General features: G+C 38.4%; 18 protein-coding genes. 16 read left to right on the top strand and 2 right to left on the bottom strand.

From position 1 onward, the window contains the following. Positions 1–4: 4 nt before the first annotated feature. Positions 5–1339, top strand: coding sequence for a type I glutamate--ammonia ligase (gene glnA, locus H538_RS0100100; RefSeq protein ID WP_026675789.1), 1335 nt, complete (start codon positions 5–7; stop codon positions 1337–1339). Positions 1340–1401: 62 nt separating this feature from the next. Here glnA and lexA read toward each other — a convergent pair whose 3' ends face one another. Then, entirely contained in the window at positions 1402–2022 is a 621-nt protein-coding gene (gene lexA, locus H538_RS0100095; RefSeq protein WP_026675788.1) for a transcriptional repressor LexA, read from the bottom strand. Positions 2023–2176: 154 nt separating this feature from the next. Here lexA and yneA point away from each other — a divergent pair, with 154 nt between their 5' ends. From yneA to H538_RS22780, 15 genes are all read left to right on the top strand, one after another. Beyond that, positions 2177–2461 carry a cell division suppressor protein YneA gene (gene yneA, locus H538_RS0100090; RefSeq protein WP_026675787.1) on the top strand — a complete coding sequence of 95 codons (285 nt, stop codon included), beginning with the start codon at positions 2177–2179 and terminating at the stop codon, positions 2459–2461. 9 nt (positions 2462–2470) lie between these two features. Beyond that, positions 2471–3127, top strand: coding sequence for a YneB family resolvase-like protein (locus H538_RS0100085; RefSeq protein WP_026675786.1), 657 nt, complete (start codon positions 2471–2473; stop codon positions 3125–3127). Between the two features lie 47 nt (positions 3128–3174). Beyond that, the gene (locus H538_RS0100080) at positions 3175–3414 is read left to right on the top strand and encodes a DUF896 domain-containing protein (protein ID WP_026675785.1); all 240 of its coding nucleotides are present in this window, start codon (positions 3175–3177) and stop codon (positions 3412–3414) included. A gap of 130 nt (positions 3415–3544) precedes the next feature. Beyond that, positions 3545–3829 (top strand): HesB/YadR/YfhF family protein, encoded by a 285-nt coding sequence (locus H538_RS22785; protein WP_051291160.1) that lies wholly within the window; start codon positions 3545–3547, stop codon positions 3827–3829. Positions 3830–3985: 156 nt separating this feature from the next. Then, complete coding sequence (tkt, locus tag H538_RS0100070; protein WP_026675784.1) at positions 3986–5983, top strand: transketolase; 1998 nt, start codon at positions 3986–3988, stop codon at positions 5981–5983. Positions 5984–6117: 134 nt separating this feature from the next. Further along, positions 6118–6558, top strand: a complete 441-nt coding sequence (gene sirA / locus H538_RS0100065) for a sporulation inhibitor of replication protein SirA (protein ID WP_026675783.1) — start codon at positions 6118–6120, stop codon at positions 6556–6558. Between the two features lie 80 nt (positions 6559–6638). Continuing rightward, positions 6639–6851 carry a YneF family protein gene (locus H538_RS0100060; protein ID WP_026675782.1) on the top strand — a complete coding sequence of 71 codons (213 nt, stop codon included), beginning with the start codon at positions 6639–6641 and terminating at the stop codon, positions 6849–6851. A gap of 191 nt (positions 6852–7042) precedes the next feature. Then, on the top strand, positions 7043–7960 hold the full coding sequence (locus H538_RS0100055; protein WP_026675781.1) for a tyrosine-type recombinase/integrase: 918 nt from the start codon (positions 7043–7045) through the stop codon (positions 7958–7960). Further along, entirely contained in the window at positions 7957–8172 is a 216-nt protein-coding gene (locus tag H538_RS0100050) for a hypothetical protein (protein WP_026675780.1), read from the top strand. Before H538_RS0100055 ends, H538_RS0100050 begins: the two co-directional genes overlap by 4 nt. 266 nt (positions 8173–8438) lie before the next feature. Further along, positions 8439–9272: a hypothetical protein gene (locus H538_RS0100045; RefSeq protein ID WP_026675779.1), complete on the top strand. Its 834-nt coding sequence runs from the start codon at positions 8439–8441 to the stop codon at positions 9270–9272. Positions 9273–10820: 1548 nt separating this feature from the next. Continuing rightward, entirely contained in the window at positions 10821–11036 is a 216-nt protein-coding gene (locus H538_RS0100035; RefSeq protein ID WP_026675778.1) for a BhlA/UviB family holin-like peptide, read from the top strand. Beyond that, positions 11036–11383, top strand: a complete 348-nt coding sequence (locus H538_RS0100030; protein ID WP_026675777.1) for a hypothetical protein — start codon at positions 11036–11038, stop codon at positions 11381–11383. The genes H538_RS0100035 and H538_RS0100030 overlap by 1 nt, the downstream gene beginning before the upstream one ends. Before the next feature lie 8 nt (positions 11384–11391). Next, on the top strand, positions 11392–12627 hold the full coding sequence (locus H538_RS0100025) for a GLUG motif-containing protein (protein ID WP_026675776.1): 1236 nt from the start codon (positions 11392–11394) through the stop codon (positions 12625–12627). Further along, on the top strand, positions 12627–12908 hold the full coding sequence (locus H538_RS0100020; protein WP_026675775.1) for a hypothetical protein: 282 nt from the start codon (positions 12627–12629) through the stop codon (positions 12906–12908). The genes H538_RS0100025 and H538_RS0100020 overlap by 1 nt, the downstream gene beginning before the upstream one ends. A gap of 17 nt (positions 12909–12925) precedes the next feature. After that, complete coding sequence (locus tag H538_RS22780; RefSeq protein ID WP_035349797.1) at positions 12926–13162, top strand: hypothetical protein; 237 nt, start codon at positions 12926–12928, stop codon at positions 13160–13162. Between the two features lie 20 nt (positions 13163–13182). Here H538_RS22780 and istB read toward each other — a convergent pair whose 3' ends face one another. Further along, positions 13183–13950 (bottom strand): IS21-like element helper ATPase IstB, encoded by a 768-nt coding sequence (istB, locus tag H538_RS0100010; protein WP_026675774.1) that lies wholly within the window; start codon positions 13948–13950, stop codon positions 13183–13185. Positions 13951–14057 lie beyond the last annotated feature (107 nt).

Here is a 14057-nt window from a genome sequence, read left to right as displayed (position 1 = left end):
GACGTTGGCTAAGTATACGAAAGAAGACATCATGCGAATTGCTGAGGAGGAACATGTTCGTTTTATCCGTTTGCAATTCACCGATTTACTAGGAGTTATTAAAAATGTTGAAATTCCAATTGGACAATTGAAAAAAGCATTGGATAACAAAATGATGTTTGATGGGTCTTCAATTGAAGGTTTCGTTCGCATTGAAGAGTCCGATATGTATTTGTATCCGGATTTAGATACATGGGTTGTTTTTCCTTGGACTGCCGAAAAAGGAAAAGTGGCGCGCCTTATTTGCGATATTTACAACCCGGATGGAACTCCTTTTGAAGGTGACCCGCGCGGCATTTTAAAACGTGTTCTTAAAGAAATGGAAGAGCTTGGATTTACTGATTTTAATATCGGACCTGAGCCAGAGTTTTTCCTTTTCAAAAATGATGAGCATGGCGAACCAACGCTAGAATTAAATGATAAAGGCGGCTATTTCGACCTTGCCCCAACAGATCTTGGCGAAAATTGCCGGCGTGATATCGTTCTTGAATTAGAAGATATGGGCTTTGAAATTGAGGCTTCCCACCACGAGGTAGCTCCAGGGCAGCACGAAATTGATTTTAAATATGCAGATGCCGTATCGACTTGTGATAACATTCAAACCTTTAAGCTTGTCGTTAAAACGATTGCTCGCAAACACGGATTGCATGCGACGTTCATGGCAAAACCATTGTTCGGTGTGAATGGTTCCGGTATGCACTGCAACATGTCATTATTTAAAAATGGCGAAAATGCATTTTACGATCCATCTTCAGATACTGGTTTAAGCGAAACGGCGATGCAATTCCTTGCCGGCGTTTTAAAACACGCCCAAGATTTCACGGCAATTACGAATCCGACAGTAAACTCGTATAAGCGTTTAGTGCCTGGTTATGAAGCTCCGTGTTACGTCGCCTGGTCCATGCGCAACAGAAGCCCTCTTGTCCGTATTCCGGCTTCACGCGGCTTAAGCACACGTATTGAAGTGCGCAGCCCGGACCCGACGGCAAACCCTTACCTTGCGATGGCTGTCCTTCTTGCAGCTGGCCTTGATGGCATTAAAAACAAGTTGAAAGCTCCAAAACCTGTTGACCGCAATATTTATGTGATGGATAAAGAAGAGCGTGAAGAAGAAGGAATTTTAGATCTTCCAGCAACGTTAAAAGAAGCGCTTGACCGCCTGTTGAAAAACGAAGTGCTTGTCAAAGCATTGAGCGACCATGCTGTGAGCCACTTTGCTGAAGCAAAAGAAATTGAATGGGATATGTTCAGAACGCAAGTCCATCCTTGGGAGCGCGAACAATATTTATCGATGTATTAAACATTGAAAAAAATCCCCGCACATTAAAAGTGCGGGGATTTTTGCTGTTATGTATGCCTTGTTTATTGAATGGTGCGATAGACGCCGATAACTTTGCCGAGAATCGTGCATTGTTTCAATATAATTGGAGCGAGCGCGGAGTTTTCAGGCTGCAGGCGGATATGGTCTTTTTCTTTGAAAAAGCGTTTAACCGTCGCTTCATCGTCTTCCGTCATCGCAACGATAATATCCCCATTTTCAGCGGTTGGCTGTTGTTTGACGACAACGAGATCTTTATCGAAGATTCCGGCTTCGATCATGCTATCCCCTTGAACGACAAGCATGAATACATTATTATCTCCGACAACATGTTCCGGCAAGGTAAAAAATTCTTCAACGTTTTCCACAGCCGTAATCGGAGTTCCGGCGGTAACTTTACCGATGACAGGAATATTGACCGTACGGTATTTTGGAACTGGATCATTGTTATTTTCCCCTAAAATTTCAATCGCTCTCGGCTTCGTTGGATCTCTGCGGATGAGCCCTTTTTTCTCGAGTCTTGAAAGGTGCCCATGAACTGTAGAGCTTGATGCAAGCCCGACAGCTTCTCCGATTTCACGAACGGATGGCGGATATCCCTTTTTTTGAACTTCTTGCTTAATAAATTCCAATATATCGAGCTGCCTTTTTGTTAATTTATTCATTTTTTTCCACCTCTTTTTACAGAATCATCTTACAAAAAGTATAACATGAACGTTCGTTTTCCACAAACATAAGTTCGAAAAAAACGTTGACTAGAACGGATGTTCTTTTTATAATATAAACAAGAACAAATATTCGGTTTAGGGGTGGTTATTAATGCAACGTAAAGGATTATCTTATATTATAGTATTGGTAGCGCTTGTATTCGGTTTCTTCCTTACCTTTGTCCACCATTCGCTTGCTGAAGATCGGCAGCATTACATACAAGTTACTGTCCATAAAGGGGATTCATTGTGGAAGCTTGCCGAAAATTTTAAAGCAAAACATCATTTATCCAATGAGGAGTTTATTCACTGGGTGGAGGAGAGAAACGGTATTTATGCCGGGAATATTATTCCAGGACAGAAAATTACGATACCGGTGAAAACAACAAAAGATTAGGTGGCTATTATGAAAGCTGTTATTTATTGCAGAGTTAGTACGGAAAAAGAGTCGCAATATTCCTCTTTAGAGCGGCAAAAAGAAGAGCTGATGGCCGTTGCCCATCAATACTCGATGGACGTTGTGCGGACCATTGAAGAGCAGGCGAGCGGTTACGACCTTGATCGCGATGGAATTTTCGACATTATGGAAATGGCGAAAAATAAACGGTTTGATACACTGCTCGTTATTGATGACACGAGGCTTGGAAGAGGGAATGCGAAAATAGCGCTTCTTCATCAATTGCTGAAATATAACATTAAAATTTTCACGTTTCACGGTGAATATAAGCTGCAAGAGGCGGAATCGATGGTTCTTGAGATTGTCGGGGTGGTCGAGGAGTATCAACGGAAGTTGCACAATTTGAAGATCAAGCGTGGAATGCAAAAAGCGATAAAAAATGGGTACAACCCTGAGCTCAATTTAAAAAATAGACAGAACGGCGGAAGGGAGCGAAAGGAACTCCCCATCAATGAGATCATCAGATTGCGCCGAATGAATTTAACCTTCAAGGAGATTGCGACAACACTAAAAGGCCTGGGATATGAAGCATCAAAAGCGACCGTGCACCGGCGGTATATCGAGTATATCGAGAGCAATGATTCTAAGGCTAGAAATTCTCCTTAATTTCCGTTAATATAGTAGTAATTTAAATAGAGTAAGGAGTTAATTGCATGCTATCACCTGAGAAGATTGAACGGATTAATTATCTTTCTAAAAAATCAAAAAGAGAAGGACTATCAATAGAAGAAGCGAAAGAACAAAAACAACTTCGGGAAGAGTATTTAAAGAATGTACGCCGTTCTTTTGAAAACAAGTTGCATTCGATAAAAATCGTTGATCCAGAGGGCAATGATGTTACCCCAGAGAAGCTAAAAGAAAGCCAGAAAAGCAAAAAGAATTTGAAGCAGTAAAAACATCAGCTAATCTTTTATGGGAAAAAGAGCCTGATTTGTATTTTTGCAAATTAGGCTCTTTTTATTGTTGCAAATTTTCAAAAATAAGATATACTGTTATACAACAAGTTGAAAAGGGGAGAGAGAAATGACATTTTCGATGACGGAGTCTGTTATAAAACTATATAAAGAAATTGAGTTAAATGCAGGGGAAGCGCTCCGGTTGTTTGTCAGGTATGCAGGCGGTACGAATAATGGCGGCTTTTCTCTTGGTGTTAGCCCTGATGAGCCCAGGGAAGGGGATTATATGCAAGAAATGAACGGATTGCGTTTTATTGTACGACCTGATGATCAATGGCTTATAAATAATATGAAGCTCGATTACGACGATAAAAACGATCAATTTATATGCGAAATTCCAGCATTGGGTTAATTGGAAAAGCTGTATTATAACAAAAAATGTTATAATACAGCTTTTTTAGTAATGTAAAATGTTAAATTTGGAAAGCTAAAATGGACAAATGTGCTTGAGAAAAATGCACTTTATGTATATAGTAAATCGTGAATACATAATTGGAGGGATAAAGGAGTGGCAACACAATCAATTGATCAATTAGCGATTAACACGATTCGTACATTGTCAATCGACAGTATTGAAAAAGCAAATTCCGGTCATCCGGGAATGCCTATGGGTGCTGCACCGATGGCATACAGTTTATGGACGAAGTTCATGAATCATAATCCGGCTGATCCGAAATGGTTCAATCGTGATCGTTTCGTTTTATCAGCAGGACACGGATCAATGCTTCTTTATAGTTTATTGCATTTATCCGGATATGATGTCTCAATGGATGATTTAAAAAGTTTTCGTCAATGGGGCAGTAAAACACCGGGGCATCCCGAGTACGGCCATACACCGGGTGTTGACGCAACGACAGGCCCATTAGGACAGGGGATTGCGATGGCAGTAGGGATGGCGATGGCAGAAAGACACCTTGCTGCAACGTACAATAAAGAAGGGTTTGAAGTCGTCGACCATTTCACGTACTCCATTTGTGGTGATGGGGACTTAATGGAGGGTGTGGCAAGTGAAGCTGCATCACTAGCCGGCCATTTGCGTCTTGGAAAACTCGTTGTACTTTACGATTCAAACGATATTTCACTTGACGGTGATCTCCATCTTTCGTTCTCTGAAAGTGTACAAGAACGTTTTAAAGCATACGGCTGGCAAGTGTTATATGTCGAAGATGGGACAAATCTTGAAGAAATTGAAAAAGCATTACACGCTGCCAAAGAGGATACAACCCGTCCGACATTAATTGAAGTGAAAACGGTGATCGGCTATGGTTCGCCGAATAAATCTGGAAAATCCGCTTCCCACGGAGCCCCTCTTGGCCCTGATGAAGTAAAGTTAACGAAGAACGCGTACGATTGGGTATTTGAGGAAGATTTTTATGTTCCTGATGAAGTGAGGGAACATTTTAATCAGCTTAAACGAGCGGGAGAGCAAAAACAACAAGAATGGAACTCGTTATTTTCAAAATATGAAGAAAAATATCCTGAGCTTGCCAAAGAGCTCACATTAGCGATTAATGGGGAATTGCCTGAAAACTGGAATCAACATCTTCCAGAGTTTGACAAAGCGATTGCGACAAGATCGTCTTCAGGAAAAGCGTTAAATGCCCTGGCGAAAAATGTTCCATGGCTGTTTGGCGGTTCTGCCGACCTTGCGGGATCGAACAAAACCCTTTTAGAAGGTGAGCGTAACTTTAGCCGCGATGATTACTCCGGTCGAAACATCTGGTTCGGCGTGAGAGAATTTGCTATGGGTGCCGCGGTAAACGGTATGGCGCTTCATGGTGGGTTAAAAGTATTTGGCGCAACTTTCTTCGTGTTCTCTGATTATCTTCGTCCGGCCATTCGTCTTGCGGCCTTAATGAAACTTCCGGTTATTTATGTGTTTACACATGATAGCATTGCAGTTGGTGAAGACGGGCCTACACATGAGCCGATCGAGCAATTGGCTTCATTACGGGCAATGCCCGGACTTTCCGTTATTCGCCCGGCCGACGGTTATGAATCAAATGCTGCATGGGAAGCCGCTCTGGAAAGCAAAGATACACCAACGGCGCTTGTTTTATCAAGACAAGATTTACCGATATTGGAAGGCTCAAAAGAGCTTGCTGCTGAAGGTGTAAGACGCGGCGCTTATGTCCTTTCACCTGCCGAAGGAACTGCAGATGTCTTGCTACTTGCTTCAGGATCTGAAGTGAGTCTTGCGGTTGAAGCGCAAAAACAATTGAAAAATGAAGGAATTGAGGCTTCAGTTATTTCCATGCCTTCATGGGATCGCTTTGAAGCGCAATCCGCAGAATATAAAGAAAGTGTCTTGCCATCTAATGTAAAAGCTCGCCTCGGCATAGAAGTAGGCGCATCGCTTGGATGGCATAAATATGTAGGAAGCGAAGGTGACACCTTAACTATTGATCAATTCGGTGCCTCTGCTCCTGGTAATCGCATTATGGAAGAGTACGGTTTTACTGTGGAAAATGTGATTGCTAAAGTAAAAGCATTATTAAACAAATAGTAAGCGCAAAACCCGGGGACTATGAACCCCGGGTTTTTTTCGACAAAAAAAGTGAAGTCTTGCTCCAGTATAAGACATAAATTTTAGTAGAAATCATATATACTACTGTAAAAAGATGGACGGGAGGAGCGGCTTTGAGGGAGTACTATATTTATAAAATCAATGAAGAAGTAGCCAGTGAATTTTTCAGTAAAGAAGGCAAACTTTTTCACCTTTTTCTAGAAGAATATAAAACGTTTTCAACAAAGAAAGAGATCCTTCTTAAGCAAATCCATTACATAACGTCTTCTATTTCCTGTGACAGCCTTGAAGCTTTTCTTATTATGATGTTGAAATCGACGGAAGGCTTTACGTTTGAAAATCACTCGTTTTTACTTGAATGTGAGAAAAGTTCCGCTCGTTTGCATTTATCGAAACATTATTTAGTCCTTCAAAGTGCCGGCAATTATGAAGCGGAAACGATTTTTTTTGAAATGCTTAGAAAATATGAACGATGCTTTTTTGCGATGGAATTTGATTATTATCGATACGGTTGGCTGAATCCGCTCAGAGTAACTTCCGTATATGGATCATAAATATTTTCTTGACCTTCTTGTCTACGGCTGTCCTTTTATAGTAAACTGTTTTTAGACAACATGAAGGAGGAAATTTTTATATGTTTTATTGGATTCTTGGGATCATTGTGGCACTAATTGCCGGGGTTGCCCTTGGCTTTTTTATTGCCCGCAAATATATGATGAATTACCTGCAAAAAAATCCACCAATTAATGAAAATATGCTGAGAGTTATGATGATGCAAATGGGACAAAAACCGTCGCAAAAAAAGATCAATCAAATGATGCAGGCGATGCAAAAGCAAATGAAATAGGTGGACAAGCACAATCCCTTGAGCCACAAGGGTTTTCAGGTTCACTTATTTGAAGGATAAGGAAAGATTTCTTGAATCTAAAAGTTATTCCGGTTTATCTTTCCCCGAATTTTTGCTAAAAAATGCTTTATCTTTCTCCAAAACCACTTTTTCTGTTGGAAAATCAACCAACGGGAAAGGTGGTTTTTTGTTTGGAATTAGAAGATGTGATAAGGGAATACGAGTATCACTGCATGGCAAAAGGGTTCACAGAAAAGACGATGAAAAATAAACGCCAAGAGTTGAAACAGATGAAAAATTTCCTCATTGAAAAACGAGGAATACACGAATTAGAAAGCATAACAACTTTTGATTTGAAAGCATATATGAGATTGAAGCAACAATCAGGGTTACAACCGCAATCCATCGTGACCATGTTTAAAATGATTCGAGCGTTTTTTTCATGGTGTGAAAAAGAAGAATACTTAAAAGAAAACATTGCCAAAAAGGTAGAAATACCGAAAATACCTAAAAAACTATTGAAAGGCTTCACTGTTGAAGAGGTATCGGCAATGGTTGATGCGTTCAGTTTTAAGAATTACATTGAAGCCAGAAATAAAGCCATCATAGCCATGTTGAGCGATTGTGGACTTCGGGCAATGGAGATTAGGGGTCTTTTAGCTAAAAACGTAAAAGAAACAGCGATTTTGGTTAATGGAAAGGGCAATAAAGAACGAATGATGTTCATTTCCCCTGCATTAAAAAAAATTTTGATCCGATACGAACGACTGCGAAAGCAATATTTTAAAGACAAGATTGTCAAAAGCGATCATTATTTCCTTTCTTATGTAGGTGACACCTTGTCTCATATGGGAGTTTATAACGTGGTAAAAGAAGCAGGGGAGAGAGTAAAGATTGAAGAGGCTAGATGTAGTCCACACACGTTCCGACATTTTTTCGCCGTTCAGTGCATTTTAAACGGAATTGACATTTTTACATTATCAAAGTTACTCGGTCATTCTGACGTTTCAACTACACAGCGATATTTACAGTCATTAGAGGATTTTGAGTTGATAAAAAAAGCCATGCCTTCAAGTCCGCTAATGAATTTAGGGAGGTCACCCCGATGAAAAACCCACCAATCCCAGACCTTAACACAATGACACTAACCGCTACCATTGCCTGGTATACAACGGAAGTCAAAAAAGTATTTGATAGACAAGCTTTAATTAAAGACATTTATTCGGACGAATACAAACTTGCCTTACTGGACTTTAAACAACGTTTAAATCAACGAATTGAAAGGGTGAATGGGGAAAATGATGTGTTCTTTGCCGATTGATTTTTCATCTTATGAATACCAACTTCTAAAACAATGTGCTGACGAAGAAGGAATGAGCGTAGATCAACTAATCATGTCAATTCTTTCTAAAACAATATTCTAGTCAAAAAAAATGGACTGGTTGTGCTGTAACACTTCCAGTCCTACCATTGAGCATACTCAAACTCAAATGTCAATTATAAGTGTACTACTTTTTCGAAAAAATATCAAGGTAGTAGGCTTATTTGAGTATGCCCAAAATTAGGACAAGAAGGGGCATATAAGCAATGAGAGCCGGAATGATCGAAGAGTTTAGTCACCTGTCACAATTTAAAAATCTAAAGGACTTTAACAACAACGTAGAAATGTTTCTCGCAGAGCACAAAAATGATTTTACCAAAGGCGAATATATCGCCTTTATGCGTTTAACTAAATTTGCGGCTAGGGTGTATGGTGTTGCTAATTGTAAAATTGCAACGCTTGTTTCGTCATGCCATGATAAACTGGGTGGTATTAGTCGATCAACTGCCGAGCGAATGATCCGCAAAGCAAAAAAGTTGGGTATTTTAACCGTTCACAATACAACTCGAAAAAAAGGTGGCTTTGCTCATAACGTTTTTATTTTTAATCGATTTGACGTATCAAAAAACGATAAATTGACGGATCGACAAAATGCCCAAACACTAACGCCAGTAAAGGATGAGCCGACAAAATCCGAGCAGGAAACTATCCATCCTCTAAAAACTAATAACAATAAAAACATAAATAAACGTAACGAAACGCTTGACCATACTTTTACAAGTGATAGAGTTCCATTTGCATTTACCAACCTTGTCAAATGCTTTTTTGATGATGCAAAAAAAATTGAAGCATATTGGAACAGGGTGCAAATTGCTGCTTATCGTAATAACATTGAGACAAGGACAGATGATGTTTTAGACATTGCTATAGACAGTTTTAAGCAATTAATCGGCAAAATGAAACGTTCAAGGGTTAGGGATACACTAGGTTATTTTTACGGCATTTTAGACAAAAAGATGACTGATTTGTATTTTGAGGATTTATTGGACTTGGGGTTCAATTTTAAAGAGTTACAAGAGGATTGTTGGTTGTCATCATAACACATCACCAGAAGCCCATATCCTTTGATACAGCGTTTCTGTTTAAGAATTAATATCATAAGTCATATTTAAAAAAGTAGGCTAGAATCGAGTGTATGGCGGGTGTCGGTTGAACCTACTACCTTTTCATCATCTATTATGATTTGTATTATGGCGAAAATAGAGTTAAAAGATGTGAGAATTTAAATTGTGGAGTTCCGATTAAATTATCATTAAACTCAAAGTCTGCTAATCCAAAGAAGTACTGCAATGAATGCGCTAAAGAAAAAGCAAAAGAGAGTAAAAGAATATGGAAAAATAAATATGGTAGAAAAAACGAAAAACACTGAAACCCTTGTGGCAGTAAGAATTAAACGACTTATAATATTTCTGTTACTATGATAAGAAAAACCTTTTTAAATAGGTGTTTCTATCACAAGTTCAACTTAAAATTAAATTAAATGATTAAAAGGAGATGTTTCATAAATGAACAAAAAAGAATTAGTTGCAAAGGTAGCAGAAAAAGTAGGATTTAATTCAGCGTGACGTAAAAAAATATTTATCGTCTAAAAACCTTTGTTTTACAAGTGTTTTTAAGATAAATAAATTAAAAATAGATAAATGTCGTTTAAGGAAAAAAAATACTAGTATACACAGGAGCTACTCAGACAACGAGAAAAGTGGCACAAAAATAAGCATAAGTACAAAAGACTACCTAATTAGAAAATGTCAAAACCATTGATATTACTACACTTTACTCTAACTTTTAAATTACATAATACCTGTATCCCTTGTGGCTCTAATGGTTGAGCATTTTTTAAAGAACCGCCGTTTAAGGAAAGAAAATACTAATGTACACAGGAGCTACTCAGACAACGAGAAAAATGGCATAAAAATAAGCATAAATATCGTGCTACCTAAACGACAATGAAGCTAAATCCCTACAGCCACAAGAACTTTCACTATTGCAGTCGAAATAAAACTAGAATAAACGAACACTATTAAATTAAATTGTTGCATAAAAAACCTTGATATAACAACGTTTATATGAAAAATTGGAGGGTGTTTAAGGGAGAAAGGCATTATATACAAAGTTAAGGGATGTTTTAATGATTAGCAATTAGAGAAGTAGTTTAAACCATTGAGCCGCAAGGGCTCGCATGATTTTTAATATTTTTGTTATTAAGGTAAGGAAAAGGTTCGGAATAATGTTCCGACCCCTTTATATGACTGGTTTTTATCTATCGACAATTGGAAGAAAAAACCATTGAAAATCGTAAAAATAAAAGGTGTTTGAAATAGAAAATAACTAAACTTCTTGATATTGCTAGACTTTTAGCACCACTAGTCTATTTTTATACTAAGGAATAAAGAGATACCAGGTGTACATTTCATTGGTTGCCATTTTCAGCAAGTGACAACGAATGAAGGGTATACCCTTCGTATATCAATACATTGTTTTAACTAATTCTTTTATTTTTTTCCTTCACTTGGAGCGAGGATTTTTCCTTGCTCTTTTATTTTTTTTACTCATAATTTTTATCTTTTTGTGATTGGAGGGTTGACAAAATGGACTTAACGTCAATTCCCATTGAACAGTTTGTTTCCAATGGTGTATTTGCAGTTCTATTTGTTTGGTTGCTCATTGACACTAGAAAAGAAGCCAAGCAACGCGAAGAAAAATTAACAGTACAAATTGAGAAACAAAATGAAGCACAAGATCGAATTGTGCAATCGCTGGAAAGACTTGAGCAACAAATATCGCAATTAAAGGAGGTTAAATGATGGCTGAGATTACAAGTCAAGCGTATCAAGATTTACGAGATTACATTAAGAACTCTTGGAAGTACATTGAACTTCAAGATGAATCATCCAATGCAATTTTAAGGTTGTCACCTTCTGATAGTCGTATAACTTCAAATGTTGAAGGAAACAATATCAAAATTACCGTCGTTATCAAGGGTTCAGATAGTGACATTATTAAACCAAAAACTTTTGCAAAGTCAGCAATATTTAATGTTTCTACAGGCGGACAACCATTTAGCATTGAATCATTTTCTCCATTTACATTAGAGACAGACCAGGACGAATTAACGGTGATCCACACTATCCAAGTGCCTAAAGTATTGTAGGTGATTAAATGGCTATTTTAATTAGCACACCGCAAGATTTACATAATGTGAGAAATAACCTTACAGGCGCTTTTGAATTAGCAAATGACATTGATATGTCTAACTTCGGCAACTTTACCCCAATAGGAACTACTTCAGCGCCATTCAAGGGTACTTTTGACGGTAAAGGACATAAGATTAAAAATCTATCAATTAATGTTACTTCAGGTTATAGTGGATTATTTTCTTACGTTAGTACATCTACAGTAACCATTAAAAACGTTGGTTTAGAAAACTGCAACATTAATGGTAATGATTCTAACTGGGCTGGCGGAATTGTCGGTAGTTTGGTAAATGGTACTATCACAAATTGTTACGTTACAGGTCAGGTGACTGGTCGGTACATGGTCGGCGGGATTGTTGGACAGTTCACGGGCGGAACCATTAGCAATTGCTACTCTAAAGCTAATGTAACTGCATATGCTCGTGTTGGTGGATTGATCGGTTATGTTGGAGGTACAACCTGCAAAATAATTAATTGTTATTCAACTGGAAAAGCGAAATCGACAGAAGTAGGTACATCATTTCCGGCTGGCGGATTGATTGGTGATAACGTATCAGTTTCAACGGTAACAAATTCTTATTGGGATACAGAAACTAGTGGATTAACTTATTCAGCAGGTGGAGTTGGAAAAACTACAGCAGAATTAAAAACACAATCAACCTATACAGGTTGGGATTTCACATCAACTTGGGCAATAAATAACAATTATCCATATTTGAAGGTGTTTGGGGTTCCAGCAAATATAGGCAATGTTAAAGTTGATTCATTTGTTAATAATCTTAATGTTTCTTTAACTAAAACTATCAAGGCAAACAAGAATACAGAATCAATTATAAAGCCAATACTCACCTATACAGATAAGAAAAAACGAACGAATAGAAACGTTTTGACTTATACCCTTCCAATTGATTCTAACTCTTTACAGAGCCACAGGACAGTAAGAAGCAGCACTCAAAACGTAACATCATTTATTAATCCCATTTCCGCATTAGTGGAAAGACGTACAAAAACAATTCAAAATTTATTAACCTATGTAAGCCCTCTACAAGCCCATACAGACGTTTTAATCCCTCTTAATACAAATAATGTAGCCAACGCTTTTACAAGTGTCATAGAAAACCCCTTAATGGCTACATATATAGGCAATATGTCCGCGTTAAGTGTAATTAAAAATCCTTCGTATGTGGAGGTGATTAAATAATGTTAAAAGGCGATACAGTACGTTTAAAAGTCCATTTTAAAACGTTTACAGGTCAATCAGTCGATCCTACAGATGTAAAATTGACCATTTACAAAAGTGACAAAACTAAAATTGAAGAAATACCAATTACAGACAGCAACAAGGAAAATGTTGGTGTCTATTTTTATGATTACATTGTACCCGATGAGATCCTTGAATCCTTTATATTCGAGTTTAGAGGGTTATATAACAACAAACCGATCCTTGCAAGAGATTCGGTGCAAATCAAGTTCACAAAATAATCAAAGGAGGAATTTTAATGGAAGAAAATCAACAACATCAACAAGAAACAGATGTTCAGGATGAAACTGTGTCTAAGCTAGAGTACGATAAAATTGTCGCTCAACTAGAAGAAGTTAAAGCCAAACTACCTAAAGAGTTATCAGAAGAAGAAAAGGCACTTCAAGCAAAGCAACAGGAGTTATGGCAAAAAGAAGTCAGTTTAGAATTAAAGTCCGCTGGACTTGATATGTTCGATGGTGTAACCGTCAAGTAGTTTTGAACACTTTTTGCTAATTAAGATTGAACACTTTTTTCTGCGAAAATGGTGCTCCTGTGTTTAATCCTGTAACTGTTCTCATTCAGGTGGATGACCTCCACCCTGTGAAGAAGCCGGTCTAGAATGGCCGTTGTGATGCCTTGATCTCCCATCAGCTCGCCCCATTGCTCCGGACCTTTATTTGAGGTCAGGATGATAGAACTTCGCTCGTAAAGGCCGTTGACCAGATGAAAGAATAGATTGGCTTCCCGTTGATCCATTGCCATATACATCAAATCATCAATGATAACCAAATCTGATTCCCTGATCCTTTTAAGCTGGGTTTTAGATTTAGACAAGTACTCTTCTGTCTTGAGCACATGAACCAGTTCTCCCATCGTGAAAAAGGTAACCTTAAATCCTTTCTGGATGGCCTCAAGACCCAGACCAATCGAAATATGGGTTTTTCCAACCCCGGGTGGCCCCAGGAGAATCAGGTTATATTGCTGTTCTAGCCAATTTAGCTCCCTTAGTTGATTCAGTTGCCGGGTGCTGATGGATCTCTGCTCCTCCATTCGAAACTCATCTAAGGTTTTCTGATAAGGAAATTTAGCCCATTTCAGCCTTCTTTCTATATTCTTCTCTTCTCTTCGGGTTAGTTCGTAGGTTAAGAGTTCCTCTAGGAATTCGTGATACGTCCAGGAAGATTGTTCGGCTTTACGCAATAATCCCGGCAGCCCATTTGCAGTCTCCGCCATCCGAAGATGGCGGAAGCGGTCTTGCAGATCCCTCAATGTGCTGTTCATTGTCTCGTGCCTCCAAGTATCTTGATATAATCGTCCAACTCCCTGACCTGTGCAGTGGCCTGTAAAGCGGGGATGTTTTCTTGCTTATGAATGGTGCTACGAGGTTC

The organism is Fictibacillus gelatini DSM 15865 (genome assembly GCF_000430745.1).
Lineage (GTDB): Bacteria > Bacillota > Bacilli > Bacillales > Fictibacillaceae > Fictibacillus_A > Fictibacillus_A gelatini.
The sequence above is the reverse complement of the archived record's forward strand: the minus strand, read 5'-3'. Positions and strand labels throughout refer to the sequence as shown.

What these genes read in the sequence shown, in the direction of transcription:
- lexA (WP_026675788.1), bottom strand. Translation starts at nt 2,022, where the DNA reads ATGAATAAATTAACAAAAAGGCAGCTCGATATATTGGAATTTATTAAG.
- yneA (WP_026675787.1), top strand. Translation starts at nt 2,177, where the DNA reads ATGCAACGTAAAGGATTATCTTATATTATAGTATTGGTAGCGCTTGTA.
- H538_RS0100085 (WP_026675786.1), top strand. Translation starts at nt 2,471, where the DNA reads ATGAAAGCTGTTATTTATTGCAGAGTTAGTACGGAAAAAGAGTCGCAA.
- H538_RS0100080 (WP_026675785.1), top strand. Translation starts at nt 3,175, where the DNA reads ATGCTATCACCTGAGAAGATTGAACGGATTAATTATCTTTCTAAAAAA.
- H538_RS22785 (WP_051291160.1), top strand. Translation starts at nt 3,545, where the DNA reads ATGACATTTTCGATGACGGAGTCTGTTATAAAACTATATAAAGAAATT.
- H538_RS0100060 (WP_026675782.1), top strand. Translation starts at nt 6,639, where the DNA reads ATGTTTTATTGGATTCTTGGGATCATTGTGGCACTAATTGCCGGGGTT.
- H538_RS0100050 (WP_026675780.1), top strand. Translation starts at nt 7,957, where the DNA reads ATGAAAAACCCACCAATCCCAGACCTTAACACAATGACACTAACCGCT.
- H538_RS0100045 (WP_026675779.1), top strand. Translation starts at nt 8,439, where the DNA reads ATGAGAGCCGGAATGATCGAAGAGTTTAGTCACCTGTCACAATTTAAA.
- H538_RS0100035 (WP_026675778.1), top strand. Translation starts at nt 10,821, where the DNA reads ATGGACTTAACGTCAATTCCCATTGAACAGTTTGTTTCCAATGGTGTA.
- H538_RS0100030 (WP_026675777.1), top strand. Translation starts at nt 11,036, where the DNA reads ATGGCTGAGATTACAAGTCAAGCGTATCAAGATTTACGAGATTACATT.
- H538_RS0100025 (WP_026675776.1), top strand. Translation starts at nt 11,392, where the DNA reads ATGGCTATTTTAATTAGCACACCGCAAGATTTACATAATGTGAGAAAT.
- H538_RS0100020 (WP_026675775.1), top strand. Translation starts at nt 12,627, where the DNA reads ATGTTAAAAGGCGATACAGTACGTTTAAAAGTCCATTTTAAAACGTTT.
- H538_RS22780 (WP_035349797.1), top strand. Translation starts at nt 12,926, where the DNA reads ATGGAAGAAAATCAACAACATCAACAAGAAACAGATGTTCAGGATGAA.
- istB (WP_026675774.1), bottom strand. Translation starts at nt 13,950, where the DNA reads ATGAACAGCACATTGAGGGATCTGCAAGACCGCTTCCGCCATCTTCGG.